Source organism: Micromonospora sp. NPDC000442, assembly GCF_042898635.1.
Classification (GTDB): Bacteria; Actinomycetota; Actinomycetes; order Mycobacteriales; family Micromonosporaceae; genus Micromonospora.
This window is the reverse complement of the sequence record NZ_JBIAYZ010000021.1, coordinates 78,726-100,671: the sequence shown is the minus strand read 5'-3', so window position 1 is coordinate 100,671 and position 21,946 is coordinate 78,726. Positions and strand designations below refer to the sequence as shown.

Annotated in this window: 14 protein-coding genes; 7 read left to right on the top strand and 7 right to left on the bottom strand. The window is 69.9% G+C overall.

From position 1 onward, the window contains the following. Positions 1–475: 475 nt before the first annotated feature. Positions 476–2,149, top strand: coding sequence for a right-handed parallel beta-helix repeat-containing protein (locus ACFY2A_RS25945; protein WP_387175314.1), 1,674 nt, complete (start codon positions 476–478; stop codon positions 2,147–2,149). A 7-nt stretch (positions 2,150–2,156) separates the two neighbouring features. Here ACFY2A_RS25945 and ACFY2A_RS25940 read toward each other — a convergent pair whose 3' ends face one another. After that, entirely contained in the window at positions 2,157–2,345 is a 189-nt protein-coding gene (locus tag ACFY2A_RS25940; protein ID WP_363925269.1) for a hypothetical protein, read from the bottom strand. Between the two features lie 19 nt (positions 2,346–2,364). Here ACFY2A_RS25940 and ACFY2A_RS25935 point away from each other — a divergent pair, with 19 nt between their 5' ends. Beyond that, the gene (locus tag ACFY2A_RS25935) at positions 2,365–3,057 is read left to right on the top strand and encodes a hypothetical protein (protein WP_363925217.1); all 693 of its coding nucleotides are present in this window, start codon (positions 2,365–2,367) and stop codon (positions 3,055–3,057) included. A 37-nt stretch (positions 3,058–3,094) separates the two neighbouring features. After that, positions 3,095–3,484: a hypothetical protein gene (locus ACFY2A_RS25930; protein WP_387175312.1), complete on the top strand. Its 390-nt coding sequence runs from the start codon at positions 3,095–3,097 to the stop codon at positions 3,482–3,484. Between the two features lie 158 nt (positions 3,485–3,642). Here the strand turns inward: ACFY2A_RS25930 and ACFY2A_RS25925 are convergent, their stop codons facing one another. Continuing rightward, the gene (locus ACFY2A_RS25925; protein ID WP_387175310.1) at positions 3,643–3,834 is read right to left on the bottom strand and encodes a hypothetical protein; all 192 of its coding nucleotides are present in this window, start codon (positions 3,832–3,834) and stop codon (positions 3,643–3,645) included. A gap of 12 nt (positions 3,835–3,846) precedes the next feature. Between ACFY2A_RS25925 and ACFY2A_RS25920 the strand changes: the two genes are divergently transcribed. The 3 genes from ACFY2A_RS25920 to pulA all read left to right on the top strand — a co-directional run bounded on the left by ACFY2A_RS25920 (position 3,847) and on the right by pulA (position 10,938). Next, positions 3,847–4,536 (top strand): hypothetical protein, encoded by a 690-nt coding sequence (locus ACFY2A_RS25920; RefSeq protein WP_387175308.1) that lies wholly within the window; start codon positions 3,847–3,849, stop codon positions 4,534–4,536. A 79-nt stretch (positions 4,537–4,615) separates the two neighbouring features. Next, complete coding sequence (locus ACFY2A_RS25915; RefSeq protein WP_387175306.1) at positions 4,616–5,311, top strand: cellulose binding domain-containing protein; 696 nt, start codon at positions 4,616–4,618, stop codon at positions 5,309–5,311. Positions 5,312–5,445: 134 nt separating this feature from the next. Beyond that, positions 5,446–10,938 (top strand): pullulanase-type alpha-1,6-glucosidase, encoded by a 5,493-nt coding sequence (gene pulA, locus ACFY2A_RS25910; RefSeq protein WP_387175304.1) that lies wholly within the window; start codon positions 5,446–5,448, stop codon positions 10,936–10,938. 120 nt (positions 10,939–11,058) lie between these two features. On the opposite strand, the gene ACFY2A_RS25905 is transcribed toward pulA, so the two are convergent. The 4 genes from ACFY2A_RS25905 to ACFY2A_RS25890 all read right to left on the bottom strand — a co-directional run bounded on the left by ACFY2A_RS25905 (position 11,059) and on the right by ACFY2A_RS25890 (position 18,478). Then, positions 11,059–12,729 (bottom strand): hypothetical protein, encoded by a 1,671-nt coding sequence (locus ACFY2A_RS25905; protein ID WP_387175302.1) that lies wholly within the window; start codon positions 12,727–12,729, stop codon positions 11,059–11,061. Positions 12,730–13,081: 352 nt separating this feature from the next. Next, positions 13,082–14,848 carry a right-handed parallel beta-helix repeat-containing protein gene (locus ACFY2A_RS25900; protein WP_387175300.1) on the bottom strand — a complete coding sequence of 589 codons (1,767 nt, stop codon included), beginning with the start codon at positions 14,846–14,848 and terminating at the stop codon, positions 13,082–13,084. 273 nt (positions 14,849–15,121) lie between these two features. Continuing rightward, positions 15,122–16,750, bottom strand: coding sequence for a right-handed parallel beta-helix repeat-containing protein (locus ACFY2A_RS25895; RefSeq protein ID WP_387175298.1), 1,629 nt, complete (start codon positions 16,748–16,750; stop codon positions 15,122–15,124). Between the two features lie 240 nt (positions 16,751–16,990). Further along, on the bottom strand, positions 16,991–18,478 hold the full coding sequence (locus ACFY2A_RS25890; protein WP_387175296.1) for an aminopeptidase P family protein: 1,488 nt from the start codon (positions 18,476–18,478) through the stop codon (positions 16,991–16,993). A gap of 133 nt (positions 18,479–18,611) precedes the next feature. Between ACFY2A_RS25890 and asnB the strand changes: the two genes are divergently transcribed. After that, positions 18,612–20,573: an asparagine synthase (glutamine-hydrolyzing) gene (gene asnB, locus ACFY2A_RS25885; protein WP_363925225.1), complete on the top strand. Its 1,962-nt coding sequence runs from the start codon at positions 18,612–18,614 to the stop codon at positions 20,571–20,573. 63 nt (positions 20,574–20,636) lie between these two features. Here the strand turns inward: asnB and ACFY2A_RS25880 are convergent, their stop codons facing one another. Further along, entirely contained in the window at positions 20,637–21,752 is a 1,116-nt protein-coding gene (locus ACFY2A_RS25880; RefSeq protein WP_363925226.1) for a lytic polysaccharide monooxygenase, read from the bottom strand. Positions 21,753–21,946: the final 194 nt, after the last annotated feature.

The following is a 21,946-nucleotide window of genomic DNA, read 5'->3' as shown; positions in this document are numbered from 1 at the left end:
GGCCGTGCGGAAAGGGGAGACGTGCTACGCGCTGTGCGGCGTTCGGTGCCCGGCAGGTGATGCCCGGGAGGTGGTGTAACGCCGGGCGGGCCGGGACCATTCCGGGGGCCTCGCGGGGGAAGCTGTTGCCCGGGGATGTAACGCCGGGCGGGCCGGGGCCATTCCGGGGGGCCTCGCGGGAGGCGGCTGCCTCGGCGTTGCCCGGGGGTGTAACGCCCGGCGGTGGGGGGTCATTCCGACCGGGCCGGGGGCGGCGCTCGGAGGCACTCGCGGTTACGCCATGTATAACCACCGGGCCGGGCCCGCGATTCCGCCGGCGAGGTGACCCCGGCCACCACAAAACACCTGATAGCGGACATGTGATATCAGGCCGTCATCGGCTCCCGCCCGCGTGACCCCGCAGGTGGGGCGTTTTCGGGCGGGGTGACGGGGAAAGCGGCGGCGGTCAGCAGGTCACGACCGAGGGGAGAAGTCCGTGCGGCAGCAGGACCGGTCCGTCGCCATCCGGGAGCGTCTGTCGCCGGTCGCCGGGGCGCCGCTGTGGTGCGACGCGCTTGACTTCGGACTTCGGGGCGATGGGGTCACCAACGACCAACCTGCGCTGTCTGCCCTGGTCGACCGCCTGGGTGAGGGGTACGCAGCCGACAGCCGGGCGCGGGTCATCTACTGCCCGCCGGGGATCTACTCGATCCGGGACGCGGGCACGGTCTGGCGCAGCGGGGTGTCACTGATCGGTGCGGGGCCCGGAGCCACCCGGTTCGTGCTGAGCAACGAAGGTAACCGTGCCGACCCGACACCACTGGCCTTCTGGACGACCGTGCAGCACGGCGCCGACCGGGACCGGCACATCGCCGACTGCACCTTCGCCGACTTCGAGATCGACGGCTCGGGCGTGGCCATGGCCGAGTACAGCTATCTGGCCAAAGGGCTCGGTCTCCAGTACGTCGTGCGGGGTGTTTTTCGCAATCTCTACATCCACCACACCGGTGCCACCGGACTCGGCTGCGACTTTCTCCAGGACAGCCTGATCGACGGCGTGGTGGTGGTCGGCTGCGGACGCCTGGACAACGGTGAGGAGATGGGTGGCGCGGGCATCGGCATCGGCATCGGCGGCTGGGGTCCGGTGGAGCGCTGCACCATCAGCAACTGCACCACGCTCGGCAACGGCACCAACGGGATCTTCCTGGAGTTGCAGAAGCCGTACTGGACGCCGCCGCGCGGATACCGCATCATCGGCTGCCACAGCCAGGCCAACCGGTTCGGCATATCGGACTGGGGTGCCGACGGCCTGATAGTCTCCGCCTGCACGATCACCGGAAACCTGGAAGCCGGCTTCGACGTCTCCGCCAACGGCACGGCGGGCATCGCCGGCCGAGGCGGCATCCTCACTGACTGCGTGATCGACCGCAACGTTCGCGACGGGATCAGCATGGGCAACACCCCCGGGCCGTACACGATCCGGGGCAACCGGATCAGCGGCAACGGATGGTACGGATACCACCAGCACAGTCTGGGCAACGGCTATGAGGGCCCGGCGTCGGACGTGGTGATCGACAGCAACGAGTTCTGGGACAACGGTCTGGACGGGATCCGGGTGGACCGGCCGATGGTCGACGCGACGGTGACGAACAACCGGATCCGGAGCAACGGGCGGCAATGCGCCCCGGCGGCCACCGGCTCCGGCGAGTCGGTGCGGTACGGCCGGCGTGCCGTGTCGGACCGGGCGGCGGTGTGGACACCCGACGGGCATCGCGGAAAGCTGCTCCGGGTGGGCTCCCGACTGGCACTGGTGGTCGGCAACACCGAGATGGAGCTGGATCTGGCCGATCTGCGCCCCGATGCGGCGATCGCCTGGAACGAGGACGTGCCACCACCCGGCACGCGCTACGAGTTGCCGGCGGCGGCACCGGTACGGGCCGGATTCACGGTGAACGCCCATTTCGAGTCGGCGATGGTGCGCGGCAACCGGATCTGGGACAACCGCGACGACCCGACGCAGAGTTACGGGATGTGGATCAGTGATCGGGGCGCGTGCGTCTCCTGCCGGGTCGAGGACAACGACCTCGCCGGCAACGTCGAGGGAGCGCTGCGGCTGGACAGCCAACCGGTCGGCGGCCGTTGGGACCGCAACCACGTCGAAGTGGACTGAGGACGACTCAGCCGGCCTCGTCGGCCGGGGAGGTCGAGGTGGCCTCCGCGTGCCGGTCCCGCAGTCGGGCCCGGATCTCCTCCGGGGTGTACGCGCGCCGCCGCCGTTCCGCCCGGGCGATCACCACGCCGGAGGCCGCGACACCGGCCAGACCGGCCAACCCGAGGACCTTCCACCACCGCATCCGTCGCCGCATCCGCTTAGGGTAGTCCCCTATGAGCATCAGCCTGGACGAGGCGGTGGAGCTGACCCGTACCGGCGATCTGTGGGTCTTCCGCGGCCGCAGCGTGCCCGACCGGGCCATCCAGTTGACCACCAACAGCCCGGTCAACCATGTGGGCATGGCGGTGGTGCTGGACGACATGCCACCGCTGATGTGGCACGCCGAGCTTGGTCGGTCGCTGCCGGACCTGTGGACCGGCACCCACCAACGCGGTGTGCAGCTGCACGACCTGCGGGATGCGGTCTGCATCTGGGCCAACCGGTACGGCCAGCGTGGCTGGCTGCGCCAGCTCGAGCCGCCGGCCGACGCGGAGATGGAGCGGTCGGTGCTGCGCACCATCGCCCGGCTGGACGGCACACCGTTTCCGTCCACCGCCCAACTGGCCTGGCGATGGCTGCGCGGGCGGGTACCGTCGCCCAGGTTGCCGCTGCCGGCGTCCCGGCGGCGCGTCCCGGCCGTTGGCCCGCAGCCAGATCCGCCTGCCGGAGCGGCACGGGACCTGGACCTGGAGACCGCGTACTGCGCGGAGGTCGTAGCGGTCACCTACGAGGCGATGGGTCTGCTGCCGGTCGGACGCCGACCGAACTGGTACGACCCCGGCCGGTTCTGGAGCGGGGACGACCTGGGCCTGCACGGGGGTGCCCGGCTGGGCAGTGAGATCGAGGTGCGGATTCCACCGCGTTGAGGTTTCGTCGCGGCGCGCCCCGGCAATTGCTTGCGGCGTGACTGCTTCCACCGATCTCGACCTGCTTACCGACTTCTTCGACCGGTACGGCGTGGCGTTGACCGTCGGCGACCTACCGGCGATCGCCAGCTGTTACGCCTTGCCCGGGCTGGTGGTTGCCGACACCTACAGCTTCTCGTTCAACTCCCCGGCCGCCGTCGCGCTGTCCTTCGTGGGTGCCGCGCCGGACTACACCGAGCGTGAGCTGGTCGCGGCGCACGCCGACATCGAGCAGGTGCAGCAGGTATCCGCCCTGCTCGTGGAGGTGGCGGTGCGCTGGGAGTTCCTGGACAGCCAGGGCCGGCAGGTGCCCGGCGAACGGTACCGCTACCTGCTGCGTAGCACCGAGGAGGGGCCGGCCATCTGCACTGTCGTGCGGACGGGCTGAGCCACCGGTACGACCTTGGCCGCCGACCGGTCAGGTGCGCAGGGTCGACGCGTCCGGTGCGTCGGCCGGGTCGGGCGGCTTCGGCACCTGCCCGTTTCGCGCCCCGGCCCGGCGTGACTAGGCTGGCCCGTCGGCGACGACGAGTGGGGACCTCAATGTCAGTGCGGCCGTCCGGTGATGCCAACGACGATGCCACCGGTGACCAGTACGGCGACGGCAACCGTGCCGGCGCCGGTGACCGGAACGACAATGTCCCCGGTGACCGGAACGATGAGGCCGCCGGTGACCAGAGTGGTGATTCCACCGGTGACCGGAACGGTGACGCCACCGGTGGGATGGTCGGTGGGCACGCCCTGTCCAGGATGATCGCCTCCGCGCCCTGGGTGGTGGTGCTGGTCGGCGTCGCGGTGCTGGCGGTGCTGCTGGTGGTCGCACTGTTGTCGTTCCGCGGTCCCGAACGTCCGTCGGCATGGACGCCGGGCCCCCCGATGAGTCTGCCGACAGCCGCCGGGGAGAGCCCGGAGGCAGCGCCTACGGCAGGTTCGACCACCTCTACCGACCCCTCCGCCTCGGCAACCGCGACGGCTTCGGTCAGCCCGACCGGCTCACCCACGCCGTCCGGGTCGCCGGCAGCGCCGAACGATCCATCGCGTACCGGAACGCCCGCGCGGCCGGACGCCAGCCAGTCACCGAGCGCGTCCGCCCCGGCGGCGCCGGCCGACGGGGATGGGGCGATCACCGCCAGCTACCGGGTGCTGGACAGCGGCGACGCGGATCATTTCGAGGCCCAGTTGGTGGTCAGCAACGGCACCAGCCGGTCGGACGACTGGCAGGTGGAGTTGCGTTTCAGTGGCGGCGTCACCGGGATCCGGGCCTCCAGCGGCCCCGGGGTCTCGGTGACCATCAGAGGTAGTGGCTGGTATCTGCTCAGCGGAACCGGTCAGCTCGCCGCCGGGGCCCAGCAGTCGGTGCAACTGCGGTTCACGCGTACCGGGGGCGGGGAGTATCCGACACAGTGCACGGTCAACGGCACCGGCTGCGGGATCGGTTAGGACAGTTGGTGATTCGTCGGGCACTTTCCGGCGCGGCTGAAGATCGTTACGCTTGCCGGGCTGCCCGCTGAGGAGAGACATGTCCGGTACGCGTCGCGCTCCCCGCCAGTTTCCGCCGCACGGCTCCACCGCCGTGGCCTCCTCGCCGTGGATCCTGGTGTCGATCGGGGTCGTCATCATGGTGGTGCTGCTCGTCATCGCGGTCGGTGCGTACCGGGGGCCCGGGCCGGACTTTCAGCCGGTGCCGCCGGGACCGCCACCGGTTGCCGCGGCGCCGATACCCGAGCGTGCCTCGTCGGCGGGTCGTGAGGTGCCGGCACCGCCGTCGCAGGCGGTGCCGGGGCTGTCCCCGCGCCGGACCGACCCGCCGAGCCCGACCCCCAGCGCGTCGCTCACGACGTCGCCGCCGCCGGCCGCGCCGCCATCGGTCGCACCGTCCCGTACGCCGGCACCGCCGCCCGCGCCGATCGACGCGCGCTACCAGGTCTTGCACACGTTTCAGGGCGGCTTCATCGCCGAGGTGTCGATCCGCAACACCTCCCGTCGCGGTGTGGGTTGGGTGGCGCGGGTGGACTACCCGGGCGGGCGGGTGGTGACCGCCTGGCTGGAGGGAGTTCCACAGGGGACGTTCGACGGTGCGGGTGGGACGCTCACCTACCGCAGCGGGCCGGACCTGGCCGGCGGATCGTCGGTTTACCTGCGCTTCCACATTGAGTCGGCCGATTCCCGCCCCGCGAGTTGCAGCGTTTCCGGACGCACCTGCCGCAGCCGTTAGCGGCCAACGAGGGGCGGGTGGCGACCCGTCTTGCGCAAGTGTCTGCCTTGTTGCGGGGATATTTGCAAGGTATTGCAGAATCTTTCGGCAAGGGCTAGCGTGCGGGCCAATCAGCGACCAGAGGAAGGCCGTCGATGAAACCCCCGCCGACACCACGCACATTCCTGCTCGCCCTTGTCTTCCTGCTCACCGTCACCCTGGTCGGCACCCCCGTCGCGGTGACCCCCGCCGCCGCGGCCGGCCGGTCGGCCGGCATCGGGGCGCCGAGCGCCACCGGCGCCGTCACCTGGCACACCGAACCCTCCGCCGCGGCCCTGCTCGCCGCCGGCCGCAGCCAGGTGGAGGCCGAGCAGTTCTACTTCGTGTTACCGGACCGGTTCGCCAACGGAGACCCGCGCAACGACCGGGGCGGCCTCACCGGGGACCGGCTGCGCACCGGGTACGACCCCACGGACAAGGGTTTCTACCAGGGCGGTGACCTCAAGGGACTTACCGAGCGACTCGACTACATCGAAGGGCTTGGCACCACCGCCATCTGGCTCGCCCCGGTCTTCAAGAACCGGCCGGTGCAGGGCGAAGGCGACGACGTGTCGGCTGGCTACCACGGCTACTGGATCACCGACTTCACCCAGGTTGACCCCCACTTCGGTAGCCCCGCCGACCTGAAGAAGCTGGTCCAGCTCGCCCACCGGCGTGGCATCAAGGTCTACCTCGACGTCATCGTCAACCACACCGCCGACGTCATCAGCTACGAAGAGGACACGTACACCTACGTCGACAAGGCGACCGCGCCCTACCGCGACGCGCAGGGTCGGCCGTTCGAGGATCGCAACTACGCCGACGGCAGCCGGGACTTTCCGAAGGTCGACGGTGGCTCCTTCCCGTACACCCCGATCTTCGAGACCCGGGCCGACGCGAAGGTCAAGGTCCCGGCCTGGTTGAACGATCCCACCATGTACCACAACCGCGGTGACTCCACCTTCGCCGGCGAGAACAGCGAGTACGGCGACTTCTTCGGCCTCGACGACCTGTGGACCGAGCGGCCCGAGGTGGTCCGCGGCATGACGAAGATCTACGCCGACTGGGTGCGGTCCACCGGAGTCGACGGATTCCGGCTGGACACGGTGAAGCACGTCAACATGGACTTCTGGCCACAGTTCAGCCAGGGCGTGCAGCAGGCGGCGGCCCGCGCCGGCAAGAAGGACTTCTTCATGTTCGGCGAGGTGTACAGCGCCGACCCGGAGATCACCTCCAGCTACGTACGGCAGGGCGGCCTGCCCGCCACGCTGGACTTCGGCTTCCAGGAGGCGGCGCGCGGCTACACCGCGAACGACGGATCAGCCAAGGCCTTGGCCGACCTCTACGCCCGCGACGACCTCTACGCCGCCCGGGACACCCACGCCGGCCGGCTGACCACCTTCCTCGGCAACCACGACATGGGCCGGATCGGCTCGTTCATCGCCAACGGATCCACCGACCCGGCCACCCACCTGCGCCGGGACCAACTCGCCCACGAGCTGATGTTCCTCACCCGCGGCCAGCCGGTGATCTACTCCGGCGACGAGCAGGGCTTCACCGGGGCCGGCGGCGACAAGGACGCCCGACAGCCGATGTTCGCCTCGCGTACCGCGGACTACCTCGACGACGACCTGCTCGGCACCGACCGCACCCACGCGGTCGACCAGTTCGACCGGACACACCCGCTCTACCGCACCATCGCCGAACTGGGCCGATTGCGGCAGGCTCATCCGGCCCTGCGCGACGGTGTGCAGGTCACCCGGCACGCCGCCGACGGGCCCGGCGTTTTCGCCTTCTCCCGGTTCGACCCGGACAACCGCACCGAGTACCTGGTGGCGGTCAACAACGCCACCACCGCGCAGACTGTCACCGTGGACACCTGGTCGGCCGGCGCCACCTTCACCGGCATTCACGGCGCCACCACCCGACCGGTGGCAGCCGGCGACGGCAAGCTGACCCTGACCGTGCCGCCACTGTCGGCGGTGGTGCACCGGGCCGGTAAGGCGGTCGCGCTGCCCGACGCCAAGCCGGGCATCACCATCACCGCCCCCGACGGGTCGCCGGCCACCCGAGCCGAGGTGACCGCCCAGGTCACCGGCGACCCGCTGGCCCGGGTGACGATGGCGGCTCGGGTGGCCGGCGGGAAGTGGACGTTGCTCGGCTCCGCCCACCGCGCGCCGTACACCGTGCACCACGACCTGACCGGTCTGGCCGCCGGGACGAAGGTCGAGTACAAGGCGGTGGTCCGCGACGGTCGGGGCCGCACCGCGTCCGCCCGATCCACCGCCGCCGTCGGTACCCCGGAAGAGTCCGGCTCGTCGCGGGACTGGCTGGTGGTCCACCACCAGCGCCCCGACGGCGACTACGACGACTGGGGGCTGTACGCCTGGGGTGACATCGACTCGGAGTACGCCACCGAGTGGCCGCAGGGGCAGCCGTTCGCGGGCACCGACGCGTACGGACGGTTCGCCTGGGTGAAACTCAAGCCCGGAGCGAAGACGGTCGGTTTCCTGGTGGTCGACGCCGACGGCAACAAGGACGTGGACAACGACCGGACCGTCGACGTGACGCAGACCGGCGAGGTCTGGGTCAAGCAGGGCGACCCGGCGACGTACCTGACCCGGGAGGAGGCCGCGGGCGAACCCGCCCCGCCGGTCGAGGAGGGTACGGCGGTCATCCACTACCACCGGCCCGACGGCGACTACGACGGCTGGGGCCTGCACCTGTGGGACGGCGCGGCCACCCCCACCGACTGGGCGAAGCCGATGCCGCCGACCCGCGTCGACTCCTTCGGTGCCGAGTTCCGGGTGCCGCTTGCCGAGGGCGCGACCGGCCTCAACTACATCATCCATCGCGGCGACGAGAAGGACCTGCCGCAGGACCAGCGGCTCGACTTCGCCGACGCCGGCCGGGAGGTCTGGTTGCTCGCCGCCACACCGGGCCGGCTGCTGCCGGCGACAGCCACCGGCACCGGCAGGGACACCGACATCGGCAAGCAGCGGGCGCACTGGATCGACCGGTCCACCGTCGCCTGGCGCACCGGCCCCACCGACGGTCGGGCGTACGCCCTGGTGACCGCGCCGGCCGGCGGGGTACGCGTGGTCGACGGCGAGCTGGTCGGGACGTACACCTCGCTGCCGTTGACCGCGCAGCGCAACGGGCTCACCGAGGCCCAGCGCGCGGCCTTCCCGCACCTGTGGGACCACCGCGTTTTCACCCTGGACCGGCGGGATCTGGCCAAGGTGCCGGCCGCGCTGCGCGGGCAGCTGCTGGTGACCGAGCGGGCCGCCGACGGCACCCTGCTCGGTGCCACCGGCGTGCAGATCCCGGGTGTGCTGGACGACGTGTACGCGCCGGCCACCTCCGCCCGACTCGGCGCCACGTTCACCGGTGGCGTACCGAACCTGTCGGTCTGGGCACCCACCGCCCGGACGGTGTCGCTGGAGCTGTACGACTCGCCGACGGCCACCGCGCGACCGGTGGCGATGCGCCGTGACGACCGCACCGGCGTGTGGTCGGTACGCGGACAGCGGTCCTGGAGCGGCAAGTACTACCGCTACCGGGTGCAGGCGTGGCAGCCGGCGACGCAGCAACTGGTCACCGCGTCGGTCACCGACCCGTACTCGGTGGCGCTGGCGGCGGACTCCACGCACAGCCAGATCGTCGACCTGACCGACCCGAAGCTCGCCCCGGCGGGTTGGGCGCGGCTGCGCAAGCCGGCCGCGGTGCCCCCGGCGAAGGTGCAGATCTCCGAGCTGTCGGTGCGGGACTTCTCCATCGCCGACGACACCGTGCCGGCGCAACGGCGGGGCACCTTCCTCGCCTTCACCGACCCGGCCACCGCCGGCATGCGGCACCTGAAGGCGACAAGCGACGCCGGGGTGACCCACCTGCACCTGCTGCCCGCGTTCGACTTCGCCACCATCCCCGAACGCCGGGCCGACCAGCGGCAGCCGGACTGTGACCTGGCGGCCCTGCCGCCGGACTCGGAGCGGCAGCAGGAATGCGTGGCGGCGGTGCGGGAGACCGACGGCTACAACTGGGGGTACGACCCGCTGCACTACACCGTCCCCGAGGGTGGGTACGCGGTCGAGCCGGAGGGCGCCCGGCGCACCACCGAGTTCCGGCAGATGGTGGCCGGGGTCAACGACGCGGGCCTGCGGGTGGTCATGGACGTGGTCTACAACCACACCTCGGCCGCCGGCACCGACCCGAAGTCGGTGCTGGACCAGATCGTGCCCGGCTACTACCACCGGCTGCTCGACGACGGCACCGTGGCCACCTCCACCTGCTGCGCGAACACCGCACCCGAGCACGCCATGATGGGCAAGCTGGTGGTGGACTCGCTTGTCACCTGGGCGAAGGCGTACAAGGTGGACGGGTTCCGGTTCGACCTGATGGGCCACCACCCGAAGGCGAACATCCTGGCCGTACGCGCCGCGCTGGACAAGCTGACGATGGCCCGCGACGGGGTGGACGGGAAGAGCATCCTGCTCTACGGCGAGGGCTGGAACTTCGGCGAGGTGGCCGACGACGCCCGCTTCGTGCAGGCCACGCAGGCCAACATGGCCGGCACCGGGATCGGCACGTTCAACGACCGGCTGCGCGACGCGGTACGCGGCGGCGGCCCGTTCGACGAGAACCCTCGCCAGCAGGGCTTCGCCTCCGGCCTGTTCACCGACCCCAACGGCGACCCGGTCAACAGGTCGGCCGACGAGCAGCGGGCGCGGCTGCTGCTCCAGCACGACCTGATCAAGGTGGGCCTGACCGGCAACCTACGCGGCTACCGCTTCACCGACTCGTCGGGTCGGCAGGTCACCGGGGCAGACGTGGACTACAACGGCTCACCGGCCGGCTACACCGCAGCGCCGGGGGAGGCGGTCACCTACGTCGACGCGCACGACAACGAGATTCTGTACGACGCGCTGGCGTACAAACTGCCGCAGGACACCTCGGCGACGGACCGGGCCCGGATGCAGGTTCTGGCCCTGAGCACTGTGGTGATGGGCCAGGGCACCGGGTTCGTCACCACCGGCACCGAGCGGCTGCGGTCCAAGTCGTTGGACCGCAACTCGTACAACTCGGGGGACTGGTTCAACCAGATCCGCTGGGACTGCACCCAGGGCAACGGCTTCGGCATCGGGCTACCGCCGGCCGAGGACAACCGGGACAAGTGGCCGTACGCGAAGCCGCTGCTGGCCGATCCGTTGCTGGTGCCGGACTGCGCGGCGGTCGAGTTGACCGACGCCCGGTACGCCGAGCTGCTGCGGATCCGGGCCTCGTCGCCGGTCTTCGGGCTGCCCACCGCGAAGCAGGTGCAGCAGCGGGTCGCCTTCCCGCTGTCCGGCGCCGACGAGACGCCGGGGGTGCTCACCATGACCCTGGACGCTCGTGGGCTCGGTGGGGCGTGGAAATCGGTGACGGTGGTCTTCAACGCCACTCCGGAGACCGCCACCCAGCGGGTGACCGGGTTGCGTGGGGCCGACGTGGCGCTGCATCCGGTGCTGCGCTCCTCGGCCGACCCGGTGCTGCGGACGGCGTCGTTCGACCGGGCCAGCGGCACGTTCACCGTGCCGGCGCGCAGCGTGACGGTGTTCGTCCAGCGGTAGTACCGCTCCGGCGACACGACGCAGAGTAGGCTCCGGCCCCGCCGGTCCGATCCGTCTGGATCGTTCCGGCGGGGCCGAAGTCCCCTCACCTCGGTCCGGCGGGAGCCGGTACCGCGTTGATCAGCCGAAGCAGTTCGGGATCGGGGTGAAGGTGCCGGTGCAGTTGGTCGGCTTGTTGGCCGTGATGGCCGACTTGTCGTCCACGTTCACCTCACCGAGGAAGCTGAAGACGCCGCCAGCGGTGAGAGTGGCGAAGTTGTGCGCCACCTTGGTCTTCTCCAGGTCGATCACACCGGCGACGGTGAAGATGCCGCCGCCGACGCCCAGCGGACCGACGGCCCGGTTGCCGCTGATCTCGCTGTGCCGGAAGGTCGCCTCACCGGTGCCGTTGAACACGCCACCGCCGAAGAAGCCGGCCTTGTTCGCGACGATCTTGGTTTCCTCGACGTTGGCGATCGCGCCGAAGCCGAGGGCCAGGCCACCGCCGACACCGACCGTGGTGTTCTTGGAGACCTCGACGTGCGCCAGTTCGAGGGTGCTGTCGTCACCGGCCGCGGTGACGCCGCCGCCGGCCAGGACCGCGGTGTTCCCGGTGACCTTGGAGTACCGGACGGTCGTGTTGCCCTCGATGTCGAGCACGCCACCGCCGAAGCCGAGCACCTCGTTGCTGGTGACCTCGGTCTTCTCGATCCACGCGGTACCGCCGTCGATGTCGTCACGGAAGATGAACGCCGCGCCGTTGGCGATGCCGCCACCGCCGATGATCGCGTCGTTGTTCTTCACGGTCGACGCGGCCACCCGCAGCACGCCCGCGTTGAAGATGCCGCCGCCGTAGAGGAAGGCGGTGTTGTCGGCGACGGTGGTGTGGTAGAGGCTGGCCTTGCCGAAGTTGGCCAGGCCACCGCCGACGCCGCCGGCCTGGTTGGCGACGATGTGCGTCTCCTCGAAGGAGGCGGTGCCGCCGGGCTGCACGAGCACGCCACCGCCGTCGTTCGACTCCGGGTCGACCAGCACCGACGGCGCGCTCGCGGCCTTGGCCTTGAGCGCGATGCCCTTCGGCTTGGCCTGGAGCAACGGCAGGTACTCCTTCTTCGCCTCGGCGGCCTTGGTCGCCTCGACCGAGTTCGAGAACAGCGACCAGACGGCTTCCGGCGTGTCGTTGTTGACCGGCAGTGCGCTGGTCTGGCCGTTCTTGATGGTCAGGCCCTTGACGGTCAGATTTCCACCGCGCCCCACGTTGAGGATCCGGAACTCCTCGGCCGTGGCGTCCCGGACGATCTTGGTGTCATGGCCCTTGAGCACCACGTTCTCCGTGATCACCGGAAGACCGTTGGGCCCGGTGCCGTCGGTCGCGTCGGACCGGGTCAGGGTGTAGGTGCACCCCTTGGCGAGGTTCAGGACACCGCCGTGGTTCTCGTTGGCGAAGACGAGCGCCTGGATCAGCTTGTCGCTGTTGCAGGGCACATCCTTGCCGTGGTCCCTCTTCTCGTCGTCCCGCTTCTGGTCGTGCCGGGCACGCTCGTCGGCGGCGTTGTCGGCCCGGTCCTCCTTCTTGCCCTTGTGCCCCTCGGGCGCGACCGCGTTCTGGTCGCCGTCCCTGCTGACCTGCTGGGCGGTGGACCAGCGCAGACCATCGGTACCAACCGCCCCGGCACCGGTGGCGACGCCTACGGCGGCAATGCTGACCACGCCGGTGAGCCCGGCGACGCCACTGGCGAGCCAGAGCTTGCGACGCCGCTTGGGCGTCGCCTCCGACTCGCTGGCGTTGTTCTTAGCTACGTAGTTGGACATCGGAGCTCTCTGCCCTCTCGTCGTACCAGACAGGGTCGTCACGCACAGGCGAGCGTCCCCTGCTACAAATCGGTTGTAGCTCCCAGAACCACCGTATGAGAAGGTTCCTCGCCTCAGAGCCTTATCCGAAATAACCCCACATTAGGTACGTCGGCGGCCAGCGACGCCCAGCCCCATGCTGATCGGCACGCCGGGGTGGCTTCCGCCCGGATCCGCTCTGACCTGCTCGGACGGCACTTGATGGGGGAGAAGTGGGAAGAAGGTGGGGCTCCTCCGTGGCGCCGAGCGGCACGGAGGAGCCCCTCTATGTGGTGGTGCTGTCCTGTTGCCTGTCGCTCGCCTCGGCGAAGGTTCAGCCGAAGCAGCGTTCGGGGATGACCGGGCTGCCGACGCAGTTGGTCGGCCGGTTACCGGTGACCGCGGACTTGTCGTCGATCTCCACCTGGTTGTTGTCGGTGTAGATGCCGCCGGGCTGGTTGGTGGCCACGTTGTCGGCGACCTTGGTCCGGATCAGCGTGGTGACGCCGTCCTGGTTGGCGATGCCGCCCGCGAAGCCAGCCGTACCCGACGCCTGGTTGGCCCAGAGTTCGGAATCCCGGAGGGTCACCGAAGCGCCGTCGTTGAACAGGCCGCCGGCGGCTCCGTTGGCGGCCACGTTCTCCTTGAGAGCGCTGTGGGCTATGACCGCGGTGGAGTCTTCGGCGATCCCGACACCGCCGGCGTCGTCGCTCGCGAAGTTCCGGGCGACCACCGTGTGTTCCAGGCTCAACCGGCTGTCGCCGAGGGCGACCAGGCCGCCGCCGTCGAGGCTGCTGGTGTTGTCGGCGAGCTCGCTCTGGACGGCGGTGGTGTCGCCGCCGTTGATGAAGACGCCGCCACCGAGCACACCGGTCCGGTTGTGGCTGATCGTGCTCTTCCAGATCCAGACGGTGCCACCCGTGCCGGCGAAGCCGTTGGGCGTGGAACCGTTGGCGATGCCACCGCCCCCGGCACCCGAGTTGTTGTACACGATCTTCGACTCCTCGACCCGCAAACTGCCCGTGCTGAACACGCCGCCGCCGAAGCTGCCGGCATTGTTCTGTTCCACGGTGCTGTGGCGGATCGTGGTGGTGCCGTAGTTCGCGATGCCACCGCCGTTGCGGGTCGCCTGGTTCTGCACGATCCGGCTGTGCTCCAGGTCTGCGGTGCCGCCCCGCTGCACCAGAATTCCACCCCCGTCGACGCCGTCGGCGGCGATGCTCGGCGGAGCAACGTCCGCTCCGGCGGCCCCGGTCTTGGCCGCCGGCGACGGCTTCGCCGCCGGTGCCGCTTTGGCCCCGGCCGCTTTGGCCCCGGCAACCTTGGCCCCGGCAACCTTGGCTCCGGCTGCCTTGGCCGCGTCGGCCGTGGGCTTCGCCGCGGCTGCCTTGGCCTTGGCTCCGGCCGCCGGGGCGGCCCCGGCGGGCTTCACGGTGCCGAGTTCCAGTCCCTTGACCGGTGCCGCGATCGTCATGCCCGGAGCGGTCTGGCCGCCCTTGACCGTCACGCCCTTCAGGGTCAGGTGACCACCTCGACCGACGTTCAGGATGCGGAACCGCTCGACGTTCGCGGCCCGAACGATCTTGCTGTCGTCGCCCTTCAAGGTGATCGGCTTGGTGATCACGGGAAGCCCGTTGCCGTCGTCGCTGCGGGTCAGCTCGTACGTGCAGTGCCGGGCCAGGGCGAGTACGGCGCCGTGGTTCTGGTTGGCGTGCACGATGGCCTGGATCAGCTTGTCGGTGTCACAGGGCACCTCGTGGGCCCCGTCCTTGTCGCCAGCGCCGCCGTCCTTTCGGCCGGCACCCTTGCGGCCGGCGTGGTTGCCGGCCGAATCTTTCATGGCGCCGCCGTTCTCGGTCGCGTCGGCCTTCCCGGCGTCACTGACGTTCTGCCGGGCGTTGGACTGCGCGTCCGTCCTGCTCGACGGGCCGGAGCCGTCGTCGCGGGCGGCCACCCCGCCCAGGGCGGCCAGACCGACGACGCCGGTCAGACCGGCGACGCCCGCTGCCAGCCATAGTTTTCGTCGTCGAAGTCCCGGCGGTGCCGGGGGTGGTGGTGCCGGGGGCGGCCCACCGTAGGAAGTGGTCACGTCATCAGACATCAGAGCCTTCCGCCCTTTCCTGCTACCCAGAAGGGGTCGCACTACCCGAAGTCAGTGCGAGAAGGCACAAACCGGTTGCAGCCTCCAAGGACCACCGTATGGGAGTTATCTTCGCGAGAGGTGTTTATACGAAAAAACCCCGCATTCGCCTCATCTCATTCGCAGGGCACCAACAGGGCGGGAGGCACGTGGACGGGCCGCCGAAGATCACAATGGTCAGCGAAGGGGTCCCCTTCCACTAGGGGAAGGGGACCCGAAGCCTCCTGTGCTGGCTCAGCCGAAGCAGCCTTCGACGGTCCCGGCGCAGTTGGTGGGTTGGTTCGCCTTGACGGTGGTCCTGTCGAGCTTGACCTCGCCGCCGTTCCGGAAGATGCCACCGGCACCTTCCGCCTCGCCGGCGAAGTTCTTGGTGATCTTGCTGTCGCGGATCGTCAGGTCACCGGCGTCGTGGTAGATGCCGCCGCCCTGTCGGGCGTCGTTGTCATCGAACTCGCTCTTGGCGATGAGCAGACCGGAGCCGTTGAGGAGGACCCCATCGGTCGCGGTGGCGTCGTCTACGAGAATGCCGGTAAACAACCCGCCGCCGTTGAAGCCGGCGATGTTGTCGAGGAACTTGCTGTCGGTGACGACGCCGCCGCTGCCGCCGTACCAGACGCCGCCGCCGTCCGCGCTGGCCGTGTTGCCGGCGATGAGCAGGTGGCGGAGTTCGGCCGTTCGGTCCCCGGCGGTGTAGATGCCGCCGCCCTCGTCGCCACCGGTGTTGCCTTCGACCTTGGTGAACGTGACGGTAAGGTTGCTGGCCTCGCTGTTGATGCCGCCGCCATCGTTGCTGGCCGCGTTGTCCTTGATGGTGGTGTGGGAGACGGTGACGTGGCCACCGTCGAAGTTGGCGATGGCGCCGCCGCTGCCACCGACGCCGTCAGCGTTCGACGTGGCGGTGTTCTTCGCCAACTCGGAGTCGCGGATGTCGAGCTTGCCCTCGTTGTAGATGACGCCGCCGTTGCCGCCATTGCCGAGTCCTCGGGCGTGGTTGTCCTTGGCGACGCTGTTCTCGAGCGTGACGTGGCCGGAGTTGTAGATGGCGCCACCGTTGCCGCTGTTGCCCTGTCCGGTGGCCCGGTTGTGCACCAGCGTCGTCTTGTGCAAGACGGCCTTACCTCCCCGCTGCACGAGCAGGGCGCCGCCCCGGCCCTGCTGCGGCGGCGGGCCGCTGACCTGGCCGCCCTTAAGAGTGAGATCCTTCAGCGTCAGGTCACCCCCCGCGGCGACCTCGAAGAACCGGAAGAGTCGCGTGCCCTCGTGTACGAGGGTCGCGTCACTGCCAAGAATCTTGATCTTCCCGTCGATGACGGGGAACGCGTTGAAGTCGCTCTCCCGGGTGAGCTTGTACTCGCAGCGCGGGGCCAACTTCAACACGTCATCGCGCGTCCTGAGGGCCTTGTGCACCGCCTCGACCAGCGCCTCGGCCCGGCACGGCACCTCCTTGGCCCGGCCGTGCTCGTCTTCGCCTTTTCTGCCCTTGTCCTTGCCGCCCCAGTCGCGACCGCCCCAGTCGTGCTCGCCCTTGGCGGGGTCGGCCTCGTGACCCTTGGCCGTGGCGTCTGCCTCGGCCTTGCCGGCGTCGCTGACGTTCTGCTTCGGCATTGAGGCAGAAGCGTCCGACGCGCGCTCCGTGCCGTCGTCCTTGTCACGTGCGGCGAGGCCACCTAGCGCGGCCAGGCCGACGATGCCGGCCAATCCCGCGACGCCGGCTGTCGCCCAGATTTTGCTTCGCTTTGATCGCGGTGAAGCCGGGGACGGCTCACCGCTGGAAGTGGTCACGTCATCAGACATCAGAGCTTTCCGCCCTTTCCTGCTACCAGGCTGGCCCCGCACCGTGCGGACGGGTGTGAGCAGCTGCAAACGGGTTGCAGCCTCCGATGACCACCGTATGAGAAGGATCCTCGCAAGAAGGACGTATCCGAAGAAGCCCCGCATTGGGTATCGATCGGGTCATCGTGCGTCGGTCCGTTGGGCCGGGGCGAAAGCGGGTGACCAGCTTCATACGCCAATGCACGGGACAGACCGGGACGGGCCCCGCACCGGGAGCGACAGTGTCGTCGCCGCCGGCGGGGGCCCGCCAGGTGTTCGTGTCGGTCGGGGTCAGCCAGGCAGCCGTGGCCCGGCTTCGCGCTGCTCGGCCAGCCAGGTTTCCACCTCGTCGGCCCGGCGCGGCAGACCCGCCGACAGGTTCACCGCGCCGGCGGTGGTGACCAGCACGTCGTCCTCGATCCGGATGCCGATGCCGCGCAGCTCCTCCGGCACCAGCTCGTCCTCCGGCTGGAAGTACAGCCCCGGCTCGACGGTGAGCACGTACCCCTCGCCCAGGGTGCCGTCGCGGTACATCTCCTTGCGGGCGTTCGAGCAGTCGTGCACGTCGATGCCGAGCATGTGCCCGAAGCCGTGCAACGTCCAGCGGCGGTAGACCATCGAGTTCTCGTCCATCGCCTCGTCCACGCTCACCGGCAGCAGCCCCAGGTCGGCCAGCCCCTCGGCGAGCACCCGCATACAGGTCAGGTGGACGTCCTTGAAGGTCACGCCCGGCTTGATGAAGTCGATGCCGGCCTGCTGCGAGGCGTACACGACGTCGTAAACCTGGCGCTGCAACGGGGTGAACCGCCCGTCGACCGGCAGCACCCGCGTCACGTCCGCCGTGTAGAGGTTGCGGCCCTCCACGCCCATGTCCATCAGCAGCAGCTCACCCGGTCGGGTGACGCCGTGGTTGTGCACCCAGTGCAGGATCGTGGCGTGCTCGCCGGCGCCGACGATCGAGCCGTAGCCGACGTCGTTGCCGTCGTGTCGGGCCCGCAGCGCGAAGATGCCCTCCAATAGCCGCTCGGAGACACCCCGGTCGGCCGGCAGCGCCCGGGCGACGTCCTCGAAGCCGCGTACGGTGGCGTCGATTGCCTCCTGGAGCTGGGCGATCTCCCATTCGTCCTTGACCAGCTTCTGCTCCGAGACGGCGATGGCCAGCTCGCGGTCGCGGGCCGGCTGCCCCTCCTCGCGCGGGCCGTCCCAGGGCCGCACCGCGGTGTCCACCCGGGTGTCGAAGCCACGCAGCACCCGGGTACGCGCGGGCGCCAGCTCGGCCAGCGCCGCGTCCAGCTCGGTCAGGTCGGCGGTGGGCAGGCCCAGCTCGGTCGACTTCTCGGTCAGGGTGTGTCGCCGGCCCACCCACAGCTCGCCGTGACGGCTGCGGAAGAACTCGTCGTTCTCCCGGGACGAGCGGGGACGCATGTACAGCGTGGCGTCGTGGCCGGAGCCGTTCGGCCGCAGCACCAGCACACTGTCCGGGTCGTGGTCCCCGGTCAGGTACGCGAAGTCGCTGCCCGGCCGGAACCGGTGCTCGGTGTCGTTGGCGCGTACCTTCTCGCCGCCGGTGGGGATCACCAACGTCTCACCCGGGAAGGCCGCCGAGAGGGCGGCCCGGCGCTTGGCGTAGTTGGGTACCTCCGGCCGTGGGCCGACCGGCAGGGTGGTGTCCCGCCAGCCCTGCCGCATGAACGACAGGAACGCCTGGGGGAAATCCGGGTCGTGTGACTCGGTGCCGTCGGTCGGCTCGCCGTCGGTGCGTTCCTGTTCCTCGGTCATGCCCCGCTCCCTTCGCCTCATTGCTGGTCCGACGGTACCGCGAACCCGGTCGCGGGCCGAGCCGCCGGTGGCCGTCGCGGTGAGCCCGGCAGTGCCGCGACGGCCGATCAGCACGCGTGGAAAGATGACGGACATGTGCGGACTCCTGGCTTTCTTCAGTGCGCGCGGCGATGCCGCCGCCCACCGCGACAACATCGCCGGGGCGTTGGAATGCCTGCACCACCGCGGCCCGGACGAGACCGGGGTCGAGGTGGTCGGCGACGCCTCCGGCCGGTACGCGGACGGGGTCTTCGCCCACAAGCGGTTGGCGATCATCGACGTCGCGCTCAGCCATGAGCCACTGCCCTACGCCGACGGGCGTTACCTGCTGACCTTCAACGGCGAGATCTACAACTACATCGAGCTGCGCGAGGAGCTGATCCGCGACTTCGGTGCCCGGTTCGCCACCAACGGCGACGGGGAGGTCATCGTCGCCGGTTACCACTACTGGGGTGAGCAGGTGCTCACCCGACTGCGTGGCATGTTCGCCTTCGTCATCTGGGACCGGCAGGAGCGTCGCGCGTTCGGTGCCCGCGACTACTACGGCATCAAGCCGCTGCACTACCTGGAGACCGCCGACGGGCTCTATCTCGCCTCGGAGAAGAAGGCCCTGCTGCCGTTTGCCCAGTCGGCGTACGCCGGGGACGCCGGGGTGGATCCGGCCAACCTCAGCCACTACCTGACCCTGCAGTACGTGCCCGAGCCCGGCACCCTGCACCGGGGGATCAGCCGGATCGGCTCGGGGGAGTACCTCACCTGGACCCCGGGCGGCCGGATCGACGTGCGGCGCTGGTACCGGCCGGTGTTCCGGCCCGCTCCGGTCTCGGACGAGCAGAAGCTCTACCAGGAGATCCGCGAGACGCTGCGCGAGAGCGTACGCATGCACATGCGCTCCGACGTGCCGGTCGGCTCGTTCCTGTCCAGCGGGATCGACTCCACCGCGGTGGTCGCCCTGGCGCGCGAGTTCAACCCGAACATCCTCACCTTCACCGTCGGCTACGACGTGCCGGGCTACTCCGAGATCGACGTCGCCCAGGACTCGGCCCGCCACCTCGACGTGACCACCATCCCGACCAAGATCGGTCCGCAGGACATGATCGAGGCGCTGCCGAAGATCGTGTGGCACCTGGACGACCCGGTCGCCGACCCGGCGCTGGTGCCGCTCTACTTCGTCGCGAAGAAGGCCGCCGAGCACGTCACCGTGGTGCTCTCCGGCGAGGGCGCCGACGAGTTCTTCGGCGGGTACACGATCTACCGGGAGCCGCTCTCGCTGAGCAGCGTCAACGGGCTGCCCGACGGGGTGCAGAAGGGCCTGCGGGCGGTCTCCAAGGCGATTCCGCAAGGGGTGAAGGGCAAGAGCTTCCTGGAGCGTGGCACCACGCCGATCGAGGAGCGCTACTACGGCAACGCCCGGATGTTCACCGAGGAGGAGAAGCAGCACCTGCTGCGCCGCTACGACCCGTCGGTGCGCTACACCGACGTGACCGCGCCGATCTACGCCGAGTGCACCGAGCTGGACGACGTCACCAAGATGCAGTACGTCGACCTCTACACCTGGCTGCGCGGCGACATCCTGGTCAAGGCGGACCGGATCTCCATGGCGCACTCGCTTGAGGTGCGGGTGCCCTTCCTCGACCGGGCGGTGTTCGAGGTGGCGGCGAAGATCCCGGTCGAGCTGAAGCTGCCGCCGCGCTCGGACGCCACCAAGTACGCCATGCGCCAGGCATTGCAGGGTGTGGTGCCGCCGGCCATCGTCAACCGCAAGAAGCTGGGCTTCCCGACTCCGACCCGGGTCTGGCTGCGCGGCGAGATGTACGAGTGGGCCCGGCACGTGCTCTCCACCTCCGGCGCCGGCGACCTGCTCGACCTGTCGTACGCGCTGCGCCTGCTGGAGGAGCACAAGCGGGAGGAGTTCGACCACTCCCGCAAGGTGTGGACCGTGCTGATCTTCTGCATCTGGCACGCGATCTTCGTGGCGAAGACCCTCGACCCGGGCATCCAACGCAACCAGTCGGCCCTGCTGACCAAGCCCGTCGTCGGCTCCATGGTGCGCTGACCGACAGACACGCGGACAAGCGGAAGGGGGCCCCAGCTGGGGCCCCCTTCGTGGTGCTGGTGGTTAGCTGCTGGCGCAGGTCGCCGTCGGCGTCGCGCCGCTGCCGCTGGCGAGGAAGCCGAAGCTCGTAGTGCCGTTGGCCGCGACGGAGCCGTTGTACGACACGTTGCGGGCCGTCACCGACGATCCGGACGTGGTCTGGGTCGCGTTCCACACCTGGCTGATCTGCTGGCCGCCGGGCCAGCTCCAGTTCGCGGTCCACCCGCTCAATGCCGAGCTGCCGGTGTTCCTGATCTCGACCTCACCCTGGAACCCACCGGACCAGCTGCTGGTCACCTTGACGGTGGCCGTGCAGCCACCCGGACCCGGCGGCGGGGTGGTCGGGTTCGGCGGCGGGGTGGTGGGGTTCGGCGGCGGGGTGGTCGGGTTCGGCGGCGGCGTGGTGGGGTTCGGCGGCGGCGTGGTCTGGTTGCCGCCGATGCCGGTCACCTCACCGTTGCCGCCGTCGAAGACGACGTCGGAGCAGCCGAAGAAGTTCTCCTGGCTGTCCGAGCGGACCCACCGGGAGTAGATGATGTGCCGGCCACTCTTGTTCGACGGCAGGTTGCCGGTGAAGTAGTAGTGGCCGTCGTTGGTGCCGACCGCGCCGCGCTGCGGCGGGTTGGTCACCGTCAGGAACGGCTGGGCCTCCAGATCGCTCCAGGCCAGCGCCCGGGTCGGGCTCCAGCTGTCGCGGGTCACGTAGAAGTAGAACGTGCCCGGGTGGTGGGCCCAGTTGCTGTACTTGAACTCGATCGACCGGCCGGCGGTCAGGTGCGTCAGCGGCCAGTCGTTGCGGGCCAGGTCGTAGCCACGGAAGCCGGTGGCCCCGCCGCTGCACAGCTGGCCGTCCGGGATGAAGCCGGTGGTCCGACCGCCGGCGTCCGAACGCAGCACGCTGAACCAGTTGTAGAGCGAGTTCGTCCCGCTCTGCGCGACGGCGGCGGCGCAGGCCGGGTTGTTCGGCCTGATCTCACCGGTCTGGGTGAGGCCGTCGCGCCAGCAGAGGAAGGTACGGGCGCCCGGCGTCATCGCCGCGCCGTGCGCGGCGGCCGGGTTCGGGGTGGCGATCACGACGACCGCCCCCGCGAGAAGAGTGAAAGCCGCAGTGACGAGCGCGGCCAAACGTGGACGTTGCACGGGTTCTCCTGACTCGCGGGGCGCATTACGTGGGTGCGCCCCGCCGAACGCGCGGGGTGGCGGATTGGTGCCGCCCCCGCTGTTGGGGCGGATGCGACTACGCGGCGACCGTGCGGATGGGGACGGATGGCCCAGCCGGCACGCTGTCGCCAGCGGAGTGTCGACGCGTGAATGCCCTCGCGCGATGTGAAGCC